Origin of the sequence: Kitasatospora sp. NPDC056651, from assembly GCF_042792155.1 — a bacterium.
GTDB lineage: Bacteria > Actinomycetota > Actinomycetes > Streptomycetales > Streptomycetaceae > Kitasatospora.
Genome location: NZ_JBHTWX010000020.1, coordinates 71,521 through 87,667, shown reverse-complemented (window position 1 = coordinate 87,667; position 16,147 = coordinate 71,521). Strand labels below are relative to the sequence as shown.

Annotated in this window: 13 protein-coding genes and 1 pseudogene; 8 read left to right on the top strand and 6 right to left on the bottom strand. The window is 73.0% G+C overall.

The genetic code is table 11. The annotated features are described in order from the left end of the window. Positions 1-305 precede the first annotated feature (305 nt). Positions 306-722 carry a hypothetical protein gene (locus tag ACFRAR_RS11315; RefSeq protein ID WP_380697259.1) on the top strand — a complete coding sequence of 139 codons (417 nt, stop codon included), beginning with the start codon at positions 306-308 and terminating at the stop codon, positions 720-722. A 134-nt stretch (positions 723-856) separates the two neighbouring features. Here ACFRAR_RS11315 and ACFRAR_RS11310 read toward each other — a convergent pair whose 3' ends face one another. Then, positions 857-4,339 carry a S8 family serine peptidase gene (locus ACFRAR_RS11310; RefSeq protein ID WP_380697257.1) on the bottom strand — a complete coding sequence of 1,161 codons (3,483 nt, stop codon included), beginning with the start codon at positions 4,337-4,339 and terminating at the stop codon, positions 857-859. A 316-nt stretch (positions 4,340-4,655) separates the two neighbouring features. Here ACFRAR_RS11310 and ACFRAR_RS11305 point away from each other — a divergent pair, with 316 nt between their 5' ends. From ACFRAR_RS11305 to lspA, 3 genes are all read left to right on the top strand, one after another. After that, positions 4,656-5,189 carry a SigE family RNA polymerase sigma factor gene (locus tag ACFRAR_RS11305; RefSeq protein ID WP_380697255.1) on the top strand — a complete coding sequence of 178 codons (534 nt, stop codon included), beginning with the start codon at positions 4,656-4,658 and terminating at the stop codon, positions 5,187-5,189. Continuing rightward, positions 5,186-5,998 (top strand): hypothetical protein, encoded by an 813-nt coding sequence (locus tag ACFRAR_RS11300; RefSeq protein WP_380697253.1) that lies wholly within the window; start codon positions 5,186-5,188, stop codon positions 5,996-5,998. Before ACFRAR_RS11305 ends, ACFRAR_RS11300 begins: the two co-directional genes overlap by 4 nt. Before the next feature lie 259 nt (positions 5,999-6,257). Next, a complete protein-coding gene (lspA, locus tag ACFRAR_RS11295) occupies positions 6,258-6,764 on the top strand; it encodes a signal peptidase II (RefSeq protein ID WP_380697251.1) in 507 nt (168 codons plus the stop codon). Between the two features lie 41 nt (positions 6,765-6,805). On the opposite strand, the gene ACFRAR_RS11290 is transcribed toward lspA, so the two are convergent. From ACFRAR_RS11290 to ACFRAR_RS11280, 3 genes are all read right to left on the bottom strand, one after another. After that, complete coding sequence (locus ACFRAR_RS11290) at positions 6,806-8,023, bottom strand: MFS transporter (RefSeq protein ID WP_380697249.1); 1,218 nt, start codon at positions 8,021-8,023, stop codon at positions 6,806-6,808. Beyond that, a complete protein-coding gene (locus ACFRAR_RS11285; RefSeq protein ID WP_380697247.1) occupies positions 8,020-8,358 on the bottom strand; it encodes an ArsR/SmtB family transcription factor in 339 nt (112 codons plus the stop codon). The genes ACFRAR_RS11290 and ACFRAR_RS11285 overlap by 4 nt, the downstream gene beginning before the upstream one ends. A gap of 536 nt (positions 8,359-8,894) precedes the next feature. Further along, entirely contained in the window at positions 8,895-9,251 is a 357-nt protein-coding gene (locus tag ACFRAR_RS11280) for a hypothetical protein (protein WP_380697245.1), read from the bottom strand. Between the two features lie 501 nt (positions 9,252-9,752). Here ACFRAR_RS11280 and ACFRAR_RS11275 point away from each other — a divergent pair. Together ACFRAR_RS11275 and ACFRAR_RS11270 are read left to right on the top strand one after the other, a co-directional pair. Beyond that, on the top strand, positions 9,753-10,271 hold the full coding sequence (locus ACFRAR_RS11275) for a hypothetical protein (protein WP_380697243.1): 519 nt from the start codon (positions 9,753-9,755) through the stop codon (positions 10,269-10,271). A gap of 309 nt (positions 10,272-10,580) precedes the next feature. Next, the gene (locus tag ACFRAR_RS11270; RefSeq protein WP_380697241.1) at positions 10,581-12,203 is read left to right on the top strand and encodes a prolyl oligopeptidase family serine peptidase; all 1,623 of its coding nucleotides are present in this window, start codon (positions 10,581-10,583) and stop codon (positions 12,201-12,203) included. Here the strand turns inward: ACFRAR_RS11270 and ACFRAR_RS11265 are convergent. Next, positions 12,181-12,801: a hypothetical protein gene (locus ACFRAR_RS11265; protein WP_380697261.1), complete on the bottom strand. Its 621-nt coding sequence runs from the start codon at positions 12,799-12,801 to the stop codon at positions 12,181-12,183. The genes ACFRAR_RS11270 and ACFRAR_RS11265 overlap by 23 nt on opposite strands. Between ACFRAR_RS11265 and ACFRAR_RS11260 the strand changes: the two are divergent. Together ACFRAR_RS11260 and ACFRAR_RS11255 are read left to right on the top strand one after the other, a co-directional pair. Continuing rightward, positions 12,691-13,243: pseudogene (locus tag ACFRAR_RS11260) on the top strand (glycoside hydrolase family 15 protein); the annotation flags it as partial. The gene ACFRAR_RS11265 and the pseudogene ACFRAR_RS11260 sit on opposite strands and share 111 nt — an antisense overlap. A 1,243-nt stretch (positions 13,244-14,486) precedes the next feature. Then, positions 14,487-15,314, top strand: coding sequence for a lipase family protein (locus ACFRAR_RS11255; protein ID WP_380697239.1), 828 nt, complete (start codon positions 14,487-14,489; stop codon positions 15,312-15,314). Between the two features lie 301 nt (positions 15,315-15,615). On the opposite strand, the gene ACFRAR_RS11250 is transcribed toward ACFRAR_RS11255, so the two are convergent. Next, complete coding sequence (locus tag ACFRAR_RS11250) at positions 15,616-16,119, bottom strand: MarR family transcriptional regulator (RefSeq protein WP_280685212.1); 504 nt, start codon at positions 16,117-16,119, stop codon at positions 15,616-15,618. Positions 16,120-16,147: the final 28 nt, after the last annotated feature.

The window sequence follows — 16,147 nt, the reverse complement described above, 5'->3', positions numbered from 1 at the left end:
TGCCCCCCCCCCGCCGGGTGCGCCCGCGCCCCCCCCCGGGCGTCCCCGGCTTCGGGGGGGGGCCGGGGTTTCCGGCGGGGGGGGGGGGGGGGGGGCCCCCCGCGGGCCCCCCCCCCCGCCCCTCCCTACCTACTTCGATGGGTTTGGATGTGTTCTTCACGAGTGGAAACAGTCACGCTGGCGACGGAGGGAAGCCCCTTCCAGGGGAAGTCCTCAAGAGCCTCGGAAGGCCGGTCGCCGATCTCGCATCGGCTGACGAAACCTGGATGTGGAACATCGACTGGGGAGCCTGCGACGGAACTCCGATGATGGTCGAGATCGCGTACACCAGGTCTTCCCTTCCGATGGCCTCGGTGGAGACCATCCGACCCGCTCCCGGGCAGGGCGCACCACCACCACGCATGCACCATGAGGCGTCTGCCGCCCGGTTCATCGCCCAGTGCCTGCGAGCGACGGGTGATCGCGCCGGTCTGCGCATGCCGCAGCTCATGGAGAGAGCGCTGCAGGACGTCACGGCCACGCCTGCGACGGACACCGAACTCGTCGTCCAGGGCGAGCGCCTGATCGGTCGAGCGCTGACCTGTCAGGGGCACACGTCTGTCATGGCGCTCGCCGGCGATGTTCTGGTCGTCTGCTCCGTGGCCCCCGCCGCGGGGGGCGTACCCGAACTGAGGTGGACCACGGCACCCCCGAGCGCTCGGCGCAGCCGGAGCAGCACCTGACCGCTGCATCGCAGGCAGCCGGGGCAGCCCCTGGCACGCAGGCACCCGCGCCGGCGGGCGGGGGCTGGTCAAGGACGGCACAGCACGGCGCAGCCCGGCAACGGCGCCTTCGCGCGGGGGCCATCGGCGGGCCGTCAGGGTGCCAGGCGGTAGGCGCGCAGCACGGTCTGTTCGACGGTGGCGCCGTCGGCGGCGCGGGCGGTGGCCTTGAGGGAGACGAAGCCTGCGGTGCCCGGCGGCGGGTCGACGGTGACGCGGTGGCCGCCGTCGGCGGGGGTGAGGGGGGTGTCGTGCCAGGTGGCGCCGTCGTCGAAGGAGGCCTGCACGCTCAGGTGTGCGGTGGCCGAGGCCGGGGCGCCGCTTTGGCGTTCGATGGCGGCGAGCAGGGTGTGCCGGCGGCGCGGCACCTGGTTGTCCGGGTCGACGGGGGCGGTGAAGCGGATGACGTCGAGCGGCAGCGCGGTGCTGCGGGTGTGGCCGTCGGGGCCGGGGGTGACGGGGGCGGAGTGGAAGGTCCAGGCTGCCTCGACGGTGCCGGAGAGCGTCGCCCAGGGTTCGGAGCGTATGGCCTTGGCGGTGAGCCGGTAGGTGGCGTCGCCGGCGGGCACGGCGAAGCGGGCCTGCTCGCGGTCGCTGCCGCCGGTGTGCTGGCCGTCGCGTTCCAGTTCGAGGCGGACGGTGTCGTCCAGCCGTAGCGGCCATGGGGAGCCGACGTGGCCGGCGGAGGCGTCGGTGAACAGTTGCGGGGCCACGGTGAGGTAGTTGTCGCTGGTGCGGGCCATGGTGGCGCGGTCCTTGCCTTGGGTCAGGCCGGGGCCGATGACGGCGGCGTTCCAGCGTTCCGCGCAGGTCGCGCCGGCGGGGCAGCGGACCGTGCCGGACTGGCTGGTGGCGGCGGAGGGTCGCATCTCGCCGCCGGGGCCGATGTTCCGGCCGAAGGTCGTCTCGCGGTGCTGGTCCTTGACGGTGTAGTACTCGGTGCGGGTGGCCGGCAGGGCGAAGGTGGGTTGGCCGATGCTGAAGAGGCCGAGGCCGCCGGCGGACGCGAAGCTGCTGAAGTCGCCTGCGGTGCCCGATCCTTGGGCGAAGTAGCGGGTGTTGAGGGTGGCGAGTTCGCCGGGTTCGACGGTCAGGGCCGGGTCGGGCAGCCCGCCGGTGGTGTGGACCAGCAGGTCGTAGCGGTCGGGCAGTCGGCCGTTTGGGGTGGCCGGGCCTTCCTGGATGCTCTGGGTGACGAAGTCGAGCCGGCCGGTGGTGGGCCGGGTGCTGGGGATGACGTACAGGTTGCCGGGGCGGGTCAGGGAGGCGAGGGAGTCCGTGCAGTCGCTGGTATCGGTGCTCCCGGTGGGGCGGTGGCAGTAGCCGGCGGCGAGGGACCAGCCGGTGGTGGCCCGGCCGGGGACGGTGACGGTCAGTTGGCGGCCCTGGCGGGCGTCGACGGTGAGCCGGGTGTCGGCGCGCAGGTCCAGTTCGGGTTGTAGGAAGAGGGTCGCGGTGCGGGGTGTGGTGCCTGCGGCGGGGGTGACCAGTTCTCCGCCGAGGTTGTAGCGGCCCTCGGGCACGCGGGCGGTGGCGGTGCCGACGGTGAACTCCAGCGGGTGGGTGTCGTGGGTGTCCACGTTGACCAGTCTGATCGTCGACCGGGTGTTCCAGCTGCCCGGCCCGAGTGGCGCCCCGTTGCGGTCGACGGCTGTCACGGTGATGTCGTGGCGCACGGCCTCGCGGGTGAGCGCGTAGGCGGTGGTGACGGCGGCCTCGCCGGGCGCGGTGGCGTGCACCCGTCCGGTCAGTGACGCTCCGGAGGGGACGCGGGCCTGATCGACGGTCAGGGTGGCCGACGCCGCGGCGCCTGCTGGGACGGTCAGGCGGGCGGGGGTGACGGTGAACGCGCCGGGTGCCGCGCCCGCCGCCGCGGTGCTGTCGACGGTCAGGTCCAGCGTGACGGGGGCCTGGCCGTCGTTGTGGTACTCGATGGTGCGGGTGAGCGGTTCGCCGCCGGGCGGGCCTTCCAGGCGGATCCCGGTGCCCTCGGCGGTGGCGTACACCTGCTGGACGGTGGCCCGGGCGAGGTCGACGCGACCGGCGCCCTGCTCGTACGCGCTCTGGCCGGCGGCCGGCGCCGCGGTGGAGGTGAGCGCCGCCTTGAGCTGTGGGCCCTTCCACCAGGGGTGCTGCTGGGCGAGCAGGGCGGCGGCCCCGGCCCCGTGCGGGGCCGCCATGGAGGTGCCGGAGATGGCCGTGTACCGGTCGCCGACCGGTTCCTGGCCGTCGGTTCCGGCGGCCCGGGCGGCGACGATGGCGACGCCGGGCGCGGTGAGGTCCGGCTTGACGGCCTGGTCGCCGACGCGCGGGCCCCGGCTGAAGGTCGGGGCGAGGGTGCCGTCCCGGTCGACGGAGCCCACCGTCAGGGCGGCGTCGGCCGATCCGGGGGTGCCGACGGTGCCGGGGCGGCCGCTGTTGCCGGCGGCGGCGACGAACAGGGTCCCGTAGCGGGCGGAGAGCGTGTCGACGGCCCTGGCCATCGGGTCGGTGCCGTCGGTCGGGGGGCCGGTGAGGCTCAGGTTGACGATCGGTGCGCGGGCCGCGGCCCACTCCATGCCCTGGAGCACCCAGGACTCCTGGCCGTTGCCCTCGTCGTCCAGGACCCTGCCGACCAGTAGCTCGGCGTCGGGGGCGACGCCCTTGAACCGGCCGTCGGAGGCGGCCCCGGTGCCGGCGACGATCGAGGCGACGTGGGTGCCGTGTCCGTCCGGGTCGGCGTTCACCGGCGCGGCGGCGGGCCCGGTGAAGTCGGCGGTCTCGCCGAGGGAGGCGGCCACGTCGGGGTGGCCCCGGTCGATGCCGCTGTCGAGCACCGCGACCTTGACGCCCTTGCCGGTCCAGCCGGAGTTCCAGGCCTGCGGGGCGCCGATCTGGGCGGTCGAGCGGTCGAGCGCCGCGGTGACCTTGCCGTCCAGCCACACCTTGTCCACGCCGCCCGCCGGGCCCGCGCCGCCCGCGGCGAGGCCGGCGCCCGGGCGCGCGACGAGCTGCCACAGCTCGCCCGCCCGTGCCTTCGGGGTGCGCAGGGCCGCGCCGTGCACGCTCTCCAGCGCCCGGACGGAGGTGGCGCCGGCGGGCGGCGCGGCCGCGGCGAGGGCCGGGGCCAGGCCCGGGACCAAGCCCGGGACGCCGGCGTGCTCCGAGCCCAGGATCAGCGGCAGGTCGGGGGTGTGCGCGTCGTCGTAGCCCTGGGCGATCAGCCCGGCGACGTCGAACAGCCGGGGGTCCAGCCGTCCGGAGTCCAGCGGTTCGGCCGCGTCCGAGGGGACGAGGTTCAGTGAGCCGGGCGCGCCGGAGCGCCGGAGGAAGGTCACGTCCTCGCGGCCCGGGCCGGGCCGCACGCCCAGCAGCGTCACGGCGCCGTCGCCGCCGATCCGGGCGGTAACCGTGTCGCCGGTGACCAGGGTGACCTGGACCGGGCGGCCCGGTGCCGGTCCGTCGGCCGCCGGGGCGAGAGCCGTGTCGGGCGCCGGAGCGGGGGCGGGGGCGGGGTCGGGGGCGGGGGCGGGGGCGGGGTCGGCGGCGGCCCAGCCGGCCGGGGCGGCCGACGAGGCGACCAGTGCCGCGCCCAGCACGGCGGCCGGCCACCGCCGGGCCGCCCGTGGGCCTTGCCCGGGTACGTCGTTCCTGCGGGTTCCTCGCACAGGTGTCCTCTCCATCGGGCGGCACCACGGATCCCGGGGCCGCTCACCGGTTCTGTCGAGGAATCGACGGAACGGAAGGCAGCGGAGGATGTCATCCGATGATCAGAAACCCAGCGGACCTTCCCGCCCTCCGGAACCGACGGACCGTCCCGCCTCGCGCGACCTGCGAAATTTCTTCGCCACCCGTGACATCCCGGCACCGGGTGGGCTCCGTCGGAGTGGGCAGAGACGAACGGAGGCACGCCCTGTGCGCAGCGCAGACCTGGAGGAGTTCCGCGGCTTCGCCGAGGAGCGGTTGCCGCACCTGCGGCGGACCGCGTACCTGATGTGCGGCGACTGGCACCACGCCGAGGACATCACGCAGACCGCCTTGACCAAGCTGTACGCGGCGTGGGGAAGACGGCACCGGATCGCCAACCTGGAGGCCTACACCCACCGCGTACTGACCCGCACCTGCATCGACCACACCCGGCGCCGCTGGCGACGGGAGGACCCGACACCCGCGCTGCCCGACCGGCCCGGCCCGGGCACCGACCCCTCGCTCGGCCTCCAGGTCCGCACCGCGCTCGCCGCCCTGCCGGCGCGTCAACGGGCGGTGGTGGTCCTGCGGTTCTGGGCCGACCTGGACATCGCGGACACCGCCAAGGCCCTCGGCTGCACCGCCGGAACCGTCAAGAGCCACACCGCCCGCGCGCTCACCAGACTGCGCACCCTGCTCGGCGACACCGACCCGTTCGACGAACTCGCCACCCACCCCACTCCCCTGAAGGAACTGCTGTGACCCACCACGACGCCCTCGACCCGCAGGACGACCTGCGCCCCCTCCTCGCGACCGGGCTCGGCGCCGAACCCCCGCTGCGACCCGGCACGGTGGACGCGGCGGTCGCGGCCGGACGCCGCGTCCACGGCACCCGGCTGGCCGTCCGCGCCGGCACCGCGGTGGCCGCCACCGCGGCCCTGGCCGCCCTGGTGGCCACCGTGCCCGCCACCGACGCGCCCGCCACGGACACCGCGGTGGCGGCCGCCGACCCGCTGACCGGCCCGCTCGCCCTCGCCGGCTCGGCGGGCGCGAGCGCCGAACCGCTGCGCCCGGACTCCTTCGGCCCCGGCAGCGGCCACGCCACCGACTGGACCAGCGAGCACCTGGCGGCCACCCTGGCCGGTCTGCTCCCGGCCGGCCCCACGACCGTGCGCGCCGGCGACATCCCGGGCCGCAGCTTCCGGGTCGCCTGGCAGTCCCCGGCCGGCCCGGTGGACTTCGTCGGCGGCGCCGACCGCACCGCCGACGCCCCGAAGGTGCCGTTCTGCGCCGCCATCGCCCTGCCCGTCGTCACCGCCCGCCCCGGGGTGCCCAGCCCGCAGGAGGCCGCCCCGCGCAACAACTGCCGGCTGGTCGACCTCCCCTCCGGCGCGCGCGGCGAGGCCGTGACGCTGACCGACCCGCGGAGCGGCAGCACCTCCCAGTACGTCCGCCTCCAGCGCGCCGACGGCCGTACGGTGACCCTCCAGCAGTGGACCGACCACCCGGACGCCGCCCTGGCCGAGGCCGCCCTCCTGGCGATCGCCGACGACGCCGCCTGGCAGTTCTGATCCTCCGCGGCGCCCCGGAGAAGGAGTCCGGGGCTCGTCCGGGGCGCGTCCGGGGCGCTGCGGCCCGGCAACGGCCGGGGTGCGCACCCGTTCCGACGGTGCGCACCCGTTCCGACGATGCGCTCCCGCTCCCGGGAGCACACGTGCACGAGTCATCGGCACCTAGAATGCGGCCATGACTCGCTTACTGCGCCCACGGGTTGCGCGAGGAGCTTCCTCTCCCCATGACACACCTCGACGGCTGGGAACCATGGCAGCCGTGGCACTCGCGCTGCTGGCCTCGGATTTCCTCACCAAACAGATGGCGCTGACGGACTTCTCGGGGTCCGATCCGACCGAGGCGCTCGGCGGGCTCCTGAAGTTCACGCTGGTCTTCAACTCGGGTGGAGCGTTCTCCTTCGGCGCGGGGAACACATGGTTCTTCACCGCGGTGAAGGCGACGGTCATCGTCCTCCTGCTCGTGGTGTCGCCCCGGATCCGCACCCGCTTCTGGGCGGTCGCCTTCGGGCTGGTCATCGCCGGGGCGGCCGGAAACCTCGTCGACCGGCTGTTCCGGGCCCCCTCCCCGGGGCAGGGACTCGTCGTGGACTGGATCCAGCTGCCGCACTGGCCGGTCTTCAACCTCGCCGACTGCGCCGTGGTGTGCGGCAGCGCCCTGGTGATGTGGGCCTCGACCCGCGGCATCCGCCTGGACGGCACGATCGCCTCCGAGACGCCGACGGAGCCGGGCGGGACGGAGCAGGCCGCGGCGGGGAGGGGTAGGTAAGGCATCGGGCCCGGAGGCACAGGGCCACCGGGCCCGGGCTCCTACGGGCTGAGGAGTGGCCCCTCCGGCGGCTGCGCCGGGCCCGCGGCCACGGCCTCGCACGCGAGGCCGGTCGCGTGGCGCCGGGCGCGCAGCGCGATGATGCTGAGCCATCCGGTGAGCAGCAGCGCCAGAGCCGTGGGCAGCAGGGCCCAGGCCGGCAGTTCGCGCGGGTCGGCGCCGTGGGCAAGCAGGCTGCTGCCCGCGGCGGCCCCGGTGGCGGAGCCGAGGTACATGGCGGCCATCTGGAACGCGACGATCGGCATCGCCTCCTCGGGCCGGTCCCCGGTGAGGGCCTGTTGCAGTGTAGGGACGCTCGCCCATCCCGCCGCGCCCCACAGGGCCGCCGCGCCGAGCCACACCGCCGGGGCGGTGAAGAGCCAGAAAGCGGCGAAGCCGCCCAGGAGCACGGCTGGCAGGGCGATGAGCAGCACGCGGGGCCCGAACGCGTCCAGGGCCCTGCCGACCAGGGCGGAGCCGGCGACTCCGCCGATGCCCCAGGCCCACACCAGCGCGAAGCCCCAGTCCCGGAGCCCGCGGGCTTCGGCCATCGGCAGCAGATAGGTGTAAAGCCCGAGGCTGGCCGCGCCGAGGAGGAAGGCGGCGGCGATCCCGACGAGTGACTTCGGTGAGCGCAGCACCGCGAACGCGGGGCCTCGTGAGGCGGGCAGCGGCGGGATCGTGCGTGCCCTGGCCGCCAGCGCGGCCATGCCGAGGAGCCCGACGGCGACGACCAGGCCCATGGTCCACCGCCAGTTCAGCCGGTCGCCGATGAGCATCCCGATCGGCACTCCGGCGACCGTCCCGGTGGACAGACCGAAGGTCACGACGGCCATGGCGCGGCCCCGTTCGGCGTCGGAGGCCATCGCGGCGGCGGTGGCGGTCGCCACCGCGGTGAGTACGCCCGCGCCGGCTCCGGCCACCACCCGCGAGGCGAGGAACACTTCGAGGCTCGGCGAGAGCGCGGTCAGGAGGTTGCCGAGGTTGAACACGCCCAGCGCGATCAGCAGCGCCCCGGCGGTGCTCCCCCGGGTCAGCGTTCCCGACAGCAGCGGCCCGGCCAGGGCGTACGCCGCCGTGAAGGCCGTGACCCCCAGGCCGGCCGCCGCGACGGTGGTGGCGAGCGAGTCGGCGATCGAGGGCAGCACTCCGGCGAGGACGTAGGCGTCGACGCCCAGCGCGACGGCGGCGGCGACCAGTGGCCAGAGGCGGCGGATCACGCGTCCTCCCTCGCGGGAGGTGCTTCCTGGTACCCGGCGAGGACCGTGTCGATGAGGCCGGGGAACCGCTTGTCCAGGTCGTCACGGCGCAGCCGGATCATGCACTTGCGTCCTTCGGCGCGGACGAAGACGACCCCGGTCTCGCGCAGGAGGCTGGTGTGGTGGGTGAGCGTCGAGCGTGGGAGGTCCGGCCCCAGTTCGATGCTGTCCACCTCGCCGCGTTCCGCGAGCGTGCGCACCATCGACAGCCGCAGTGGCTCGCTCAGTGCGAACAGCACGCGCGGGATGGCGATCTCGTCGGTCTCGGGGTGTTCGTACACCCGTGCCGGTGCCATGGGAACCACCTTCGCATCGTGCGGTTATTTTCGCACGATGATAGTGCGAGAATTCCCGCACGATCAAGTGGATCCGCCGATCCCCCCTCGACGGTGACGGCCCCCGTGCGGCCGGGCTGGGGCGGGATAGGACCCTCGGCCGGCGACCGGCGCCGCGCCGGGACCCGCCCAGGCCTCGAACTCCTTGACGCCGAGAACCGGTTCGACGGTCGCTACCAGGGCGCCGAAGGCCCGCAGCAATGCGCGGGGGCCGGCGCGGGGCAGCGGCCAGGCGACGGGAACGGAGGGCGGCGACGATGACAGCGGAGAGGTGTTCGTCGACGGACGCGCAGTCGGCATCCGGCAGCGGAGAGCCGGGCCGCCGGCGGTCGCAGCGCCGCAGCGGGTGCTCGGCCGGGAGAACCGGCCGAGCACCCGCGTGAACCGCTCGTGGCTCACTCGAACCGGCCACGTGACACAACTACCCATCGAACAAGCCGAGTTGTCGGGCAGCTACCGCCCGCCGCCGGCGACGGCGATCCGAACGGCGGCGTCCGTCAGTACGAGGCGCTGGTGGCGCACCGGCCGAGGTCGGTGTTGCACACGACGACGTACGAGGTGATCCCGGAGTCCTGGAGCTGGAGGGTGTAGTGCTCCTCGCCCCGGACGTTGCTGTATGCGCTGGACCAGCGGCCGTTCGACTGCTGGAGGTTGACCGTACAGTAGTTGCCCGTGGTGGAGATGACGTAGCCCTGCACCCAGTCGTGCCCGTTGTAGTACTGGGCGTTCATGCCTCCGGCACAGCCCGGGACGTTGGCGGGGTAGGTGGCGTCAGCCGACGCCACCCCGGTGGTGAGGCCCAGACTGCCGGCGGCGACGGCGGCCACGGCGGCGAGGCGGACAGCGGCGCGCATCCCAATCATCTTTTCCCCCTGAAGAGTTGGTGGCTGATTGCCGCGAACCATGCTGCCACCGAACCCCACCGAAAGCGCCTCTCCCGCACGAGTTCGCACACGCCCGGGACGACGGTCCGCCGCGGGCGGCACAGGGCAGCCGCATCCGGCCGGTGTCCCGGCTGCGTGGAGACCGCGCGCCGAGCGGATCCCGCCCCGCCTCAAACGGGCCCTGGACCTGGCCGGCCTGCAGATCAGCGCCGGACCGAGCGTGCCTGACGTCCGGGTCCTCCCCGGCCCGGAGGGCGGCGTCACAGCGAACACGATGGCGATCCCGGGAGCAGAGGAACTCGGCCTGCGGCAGCCCGGCCGCCTCGGCGATCAGGCTGGGCGCCGGCGGGTGCGACAGGCGCTCTCGCAACTCGGTTGCGTCCGTCCCGGTGGCCTCCAGTGCCGCCGTCGCCTACTCGTTCGCATGCGGGAACAGGTTGCTGGGCGTCCCCTATCGAACACCCTCTAACGGTGATTGGCCTCTCCGTATGGTCGTGCGAGGGGGCCGGGACCGCCCACGCCGGTGTCCAGGCCACGGCCCACTCCCCCGGCGCTGCCTCGACCCACACGATCCTCGAACGCCTCCACGCCGCCACCGGCGGTCTCGCCCTGCTGTACGTGCTCTCGCCCTTCGGCGGCGCGAAGCGCCTGTGCACCGACTACGTCATCGGCGACATCGACCCCGCCGAAGTCGGCATGTCCGCCGAGGACGTCGTCTCCGTCTCCCGCTCCCTACGCACCGGCGCCCTGAACGCCTCCCTCGACGAGATCCGCCGCCTCGGCTTCGGAGTCGGCCGCCAGGAGTGCATGCCCAGCTGGGACTCCGTCGCCGCCCCGGTCCTGTGGCACGACTCCATCATGGGCTCCGTCCTCCTGCTCCGGCGCTCCGCCGAAATGCCCACCGACTTGCGCCCGTTGATCTACCACACCCGCAAGGCGGACGAGAGCATCAGCGAGCTGACAGCCAGCCCGATCGCGGCCGCCATGTAGCGACGGGCGCCGAGCCAACCCAGCGCTGCCGCCTGAAGTCGGACCCGGGCGGCAGCGCTGAGAATCCGGGCATCCGGACGTCGTGTACCGGTCACTTTGCAATGGTGGCACTTACCGTCCTGATTCGGCAGGATCCCTTCCATGAGGACTCAGGACACAGGGCTGTCACCCGCGTGGGTCGCGCGGAAGGTCGTCGCGTACGACGAACTCCAGGCTGTGGCAGGCTCGCTGTGGTGGCTGCAGTCCGACCCCGATCACGGTGGGGTCCGGCGCGTGATGTGCGCGGAGCGATCTGGCAAGGCCTTCGCGGTGACGCCATCCGACTTCTCGGTCGGGAGCGAGCTCCACGCCTACGGTGGTGGCAGTTTCGCCGTGGTGGAGGACGCGGTGTGGTTCGTCGGTGACGGCGGCTCCCTCTTCCGCCAACCGCCCGGCCGCACGCCGGACAGAATCGTGCCCGTCCGTGGCTCCGAAACCTACGGCGACCTCACTCCGAGCCCGGACGGCGGTGTGTTCGCGGTTCGGGGCAACGGCGTTGCGGACGAGATCATCGCGGTGACTCCGGCCGGAAACGTTCAGGTCCTGGTTCGTTCCTCCGAGTTCCTCTCCTGTCCCCGGCTCGCAGGGGATGCCCTGGCGTACCTGGAGTGGGGCCGGGACCAGATGCCGTGGGACAGCTGCCGTCTCTTGCTGGCCGACATCCGTTCCGGTCGCCCTGGAGCGGGCCGGGTCGTCGCGGGCAGCTCCTCGGAGTCCGTGCTCCAGCCGGCCTGGGGGCCGGACGGACTGCTGTACTTCATGTCCGACCGAACGGGCTGGTGGAACCTCTACCGGCTTCGTGACGACACCGTGACGGCGGTCCTGCCCACCGACGCGGACTGCGCGCCGGCGCCCTGGGAAGCGGGCTACCAGTCATACGGGTTCGCCCCCGACGGCGCCGTCGTGCTGACCGTACTGGACGGGTTCTCCACCGAACTCGTAGCCGTCGATCCCACGGGCAGTCAATGTCGGCTCGGGCCGAACCTCACCTCGGTGAAGCCGTACCTCGCAGTCGACGGCGACCGACTCGCCGTGATCGGCTCCACCCCGTCGTCTGCTCCGCGCCTGTGGTCGCTCGATCTCACGGCACAAGCCGACACCCTGGCCGTCCCGATAAGCCAGGGATCCCAGTCCGCCCCACCCTGGACGCCCGTCCCTCCGTCGATCGACACCACACGGGGTACGGACGGCCCTGTGAGCTTCCTGCTGCATCGGCCGCCAGGTGCATCAGCATCGGTTCCGCTCGTAGTGCGAGTACACCCCGGTCCGACGGACGACGTACCTCTGCGGCTGGACTGGACGACCCAGTTCTTCGTCAGCCACGGGTTCGCCGTCGCCGAGGTCCTCCACCGCGGCAGCACCGGCCGGGGGCGCGCGTTCCGTCAGGTGCTCCACGGTCACTGGGGCGAGTACGACGTCGAGGACTGCGCCGTGGTCGCCGAGCACCTACGATCGACCGGGGTGGTCCTGACCGGGGCGATCTTCATCAGCGGCGCGAGTGCCGGCGGGTACACGGCGCTCCAGGCGGCGAGCCGTCCCGGGCCGTTCGCCGGCGCGACGGCCGCCTCGGCGATCATCGACCCCGCGCAGTGGGAGCTGTCCGTCCCGGAGTTCCAACGCTCCCACGCAGCCGTACTCCGTGGGCCCGCCGGAGCGGTGACGCCGGAAGGGATCCGCTGCCCCGTGCTGGTGATCCACGGCACCGCCGACACGATCACGTCCACCAGGGATGCCATGCGGTTCGCCCAGGGCCTGACCGCCCTCGGCGGTGAGCACGACAGCCTGCTGCTGGACGACGGCGACCACTACCTGTCGGCGCCCGCTGCCCGGGAACAGGCCCTCCGCGCCGAACTCGACTTCTACCGCCGGATCATGAGCCGCCCGAGAGGGTGACGGCCATGCCGTCGGCCTCGGGTAGCACGGCCCGGGCGAACTCGCGAAGCTCCCGGGCCGGGGCGTAGTCGGCGTGGACCCGCAGGTCGGCCAGGACTCCGGCCACCCGCTCGACGCACCGGCCTGATCCCGTCCTGGCCGCGTAGGTGACGGCGGCCCGGCCGGCCGCGCACGCCTGGTCCAGGTCCCTGGTGCGCAGCCAGGTGGCGGCGAGCAAGGCGGCGTCGATCGCCCGCCGACGAACCCTGTCCTCCCCCACGCCGCTGAGGGCTTCGGCGAGTTGGCTCCTCGCGGCCGGGGCGCGACCGAGGTCGTGGAGGCAGTGAGCCACCTCGTCCGCGAGGTAGGCGTGGTTGAAGTAGCGGATCCAGGTGGGCTCATCCTGGTGGTCAACGGTGTCGAGCAGCTTTTCGGCCTGGATGATCAGCTCGGTCGCAGCGTCGAGCGCTCCGGCCGCGTCCGCGCCATCTACCAGCTCAGGGGCGGCACCGACCTCACCGAGCGGGTCCTGAGCCACCTGCTGGGCTACGCAGGCTCCCTTCCGGTCCGGATCGGCAACGGTGCCGCCGACCAGCTTCAGCTCGACGTCTACGATCACATCGCCGAGGCCTTCCTGGTCGCCGAGTATGCCGGGTTGGAGCCCGACGCCGACGCGGACGCCCTGCTGGTCGCCCTGGCCGGCGAGGTCATCCGGCTCTGGCAGCAGCCGGACGAGGGCAGCTGGGAGATCCGCGGCCCCGACGGGACTTCGTCCATTCCAAGGTCATGGCGTGGGTCTTCCTGGACCGTGCGATCGCCCTGCTCACCCGGAGGGGCAGCTCGCACGAACACGTCCTCGCCCGTATGCGCAACGCGCGCACCGAGATCCACGACGACACGTCTGCACCGACGGCTACGACCCTCAGCGCAACACCTTCACCCAGTCCTACGGAGACGAGGATCTCGACGCCGCCCTGCTGGTCATCCCGCTGGTCGGCTTCCTCCCCACCGACGACAAGCGGGTGATCGGCACCATCGAAGCCGTCCAGCGCGAACTCTCGGGGCGTGCGCCGCTCGGAACGCCGAACTCTCACAGTCACCGCTCGCGGCAATGCGACAGCCACGGGGTTCGCCCAGGCGCTTGCTGGCCTCGCCACCCGGGTAAAGGCAGCGACCAGCATCACGCTCCACCCCGAGCCGACACGCATAGGCTCGTGGACCATCAGCCCATGAAAGGGCCAGCGCATTTGGCCGTCGCCGCTTGCCTCCGTGCCCACAGGCACGTAGGGGCCGTCCACCTCCACCTTGACGGTGGCCCGGCACCGGCCGGAGGCGCGCCGGAGGTGGATCCCTGGACTGCGGCGGCCGCCGCGCCGCCTACCGCACCCACTGGCAGAGCCCCGCCCCCGACGCCCCGGCCGGAAGCCGCCTGGACGTCAACTACCGCCTCCCCGAGCCGCTCGCAGCCCTCGCCCGCGACAACCTCCAGCGCTTCCCCGAGACGCTGGCGCATCGCCGCCGGCAGGCAGCCGCCCTCCACCACGCGGTCGACGGCACCGCGGGCCTGGAGCCGATCGCCGCAGGCGACGGCGACGGCGACATCCCCAACGGCTACAGCGCCCTGTGGCACCTGACGCTGTCCGAGCCGCGCGCCTTCGCCGCCCACCTCGCCGGCCTCGGGCACCGGCCGACGATCATCGTGATCTCCGTCGGCGAGCCGATGATGCGGCAGCGGGAGCTGGTGCCGCTGCTGGAGCAGTTGCGCGGCTGGGGCCACGAGATCCACATCGAGACGGCTGGTGCCATCGCCCCCTCGCGGAGTTCAACGAGTTCGTCACGCAGTACAACGTCTCCCCGAAGATGGCCAGCGAACCGGCATCACCCCTGCCCAGAAGATGGTCGACGCCGCTCTTGGGCGGGGCTTCGGGCTGTCCTTCCGGACCCACGTTTTCCTGCGGAACGACGACCCTGACCGGTAGCACGGCGACGGCGTCCTCGGCACGGTCGTGATCCTCGTACGCTGATCCGCCGCGGACTCACATGTCAGCCGAGCCTGCCCGGCGAGTTCGCGGCCCGACCGCTCTCCACAAGGCGGCACAAACCCTGCTGGAAAGACCGTGCATCGGAGAGCGGCCGAGTTCGAGTCGCGCCGAATCGCCGACTTCTTCCTGGAGGCGGTGCGACAGGCGCTCTCGCAACTCGGTTGCGTCCGTCCAGGTGGCCTCCAGTGCCGCCGTCACCTATTCGTTCGTATGCCGGATTAGGTTGCTGGGCGACCCACTTGCCCGTTTCCGGAGGACACCGATGGCCATCCCCGCCCTGGACCACTCGACGACCCGCTACTCCCTCCCCCACGCCTACTGGATGGCCCAGGCCGCCGGACTGGCCATGCTGGACCGGGCCGGCATCGAGGACAAGGCCCACGCCTGGGGCTTCGACGAGGTACGCCACTTCGAGTCGACGCACCGGATGCCGTTCCTGATCGAGGACACCCAGGCCTACACCATGGCCAGCGACCGCATGATCGTCACCGGCTTCCGGGGCACCGAGGTCCTGAAGATCTACGACTGGCTCACCGACGTCAGCACCCCGCCGGTCCCCGGACCGGCGGACAAGGGCTTCGTCCACTACGGCTTCCACCAGGCCCTGCAGTCCGTCTACCCCGAGATCCGCGACACCATCCAGGAGCTGCGCACCGACGGGCAGAGCGTCTGGTTCACCGGCCACAGCCTCGGCGGTGCCCTCGCCATGCTGGCCGGCGCCCGCTGGTACTTCGAGGAGCCTCGCCGACTCCCCGACGGGGTCTACACCTTCGGTCAGCCCCGCACCTGTGAACGCCTCCTCGCCGGCGCCCACAACGCGGCCTTCAGGGACCGCTGTTATCGATTCGTCAACAACAACGACATCGTTCCCCAGCTCCCGCCCGAGCCGGTCTTCACCCACGTCGACGCGCTGCGCTACTTCGACGCCGACGGGAAGCTCCACGAGGCCATGCCGCTCCTCTCCGGGCTGAAGGACCGGGCCAAGGGCTTCCGCCAGGACATGTTCGCCCCGGAGACCGACGCCATCAGGGACCACCACCTGCCCAGCTACCTCGCCGCGTTCGAGAAGAACCTCGCCAAGACGGGCTGATCGCCGACAACCCCGGCCCCGGGGCCTCTGCGCAGTGCCCGGGCAGCGGGCCCGGTGGGCCCGCGAGGCACTGGGGTGCTGGGGCGCTGGGGGCACTGGCCCACCGGGCACCCCCATCGGGCGTACATCTCGGATGCCGCCTGGAACGTCGTGGCGCACGACAATCCGTCCCGCGAGATGCACCCCTGGGTCCACGAGCGCGACATCGGCCGCCGTACGCGTTCCCCGCGTACGGCGGCCGTCGGCGTTCCGGAGTGGTGGCGGGCGGCCGGACCTCAGGCAGGGGCGTCGGGCGGGGCCGTCAGGGCGCCGGGCTCTCCGCGCCCTCGACGTCGGCGAGCAGTTTGCGCAGGAGCCCGTCCAGGGTGGCCCGTTCCTCGCCCGAGAGGGCGGAGAGCAGCGCGGTCTCGTTGGCCGCGTGGTCGGTGAAGGCGGCGTCCACGAGGGCGCGTCCGGCCGCGGTGAGGGCGATGCGGACGCTGCGCCGGTCCGCCGGGTCGGTGCGGCGTTCCACCAGGCCCGCCGATTCCAGCCGGTCGATCCGGCTGGTCATGCCGGCCCGCGACATCAGCAGCAGCGCGGCGAGTTCGGAGGGCATCAGTTCGTACGGCGCGCCGGAGCGGCGCAGGGTGGCGAGAACGTCGAACTCGCCGCGCTGGAGGCCGTGTTGCTTGAACACCTCTTCGACGACCCGGCCCGCGAGCAGCGCGAAGCGGCCGAGGCGGCCGACGGTGCCGACCGCCGCCAGGTCGAGGTCCGGGCGCTCCCGGCTCCACTGGTCGAGCATGACGTCCACGTGATCCATGGGGGCATGTTATTCGATGAGAGATAGT

Excerpts from the sequence above, each read along its gene's own strand:
- ACFRAR_RS11315 (WP_380697259.1), top strand. The coding sequence starts at position 306 with ATGATGGTCGAGATCGCGTACACCAGGTCTTCCCTTCCGATGGCCTCG.
- ACFRAR_RS11285 (WP_380697247.1), bottom strand. The coding sequence starts at position 8,358 with ATGGCACCGGCACGGGTGTACGAACACCCCGAGACCGACGAGATCGCC.
- ACFRAR_RS11280 (WP_380697245.1), bottom strand. The coding sequence starts at position 9,251 with ATGCGCGCCGCTGTCCGCCTCGCCGCCGTGGCCGCCGTCGCCGCCGGC.
- ACFRAR_RS11255 (WP_380697239.1), top strand. The coding sequence starts at position 14,487 with ATGGCCATCCCCGCCCTGGACCACTCGACGACCCGCTACTCCCTCCCC.
- ACFRAR_RS11250 (WP_280685212.1), bottom strand. The coding sequence starts at position 16,119 with ATGGATCACGTGGACGTCATGCTCGACCAGTGGAGCCGGGAGCGCCCG.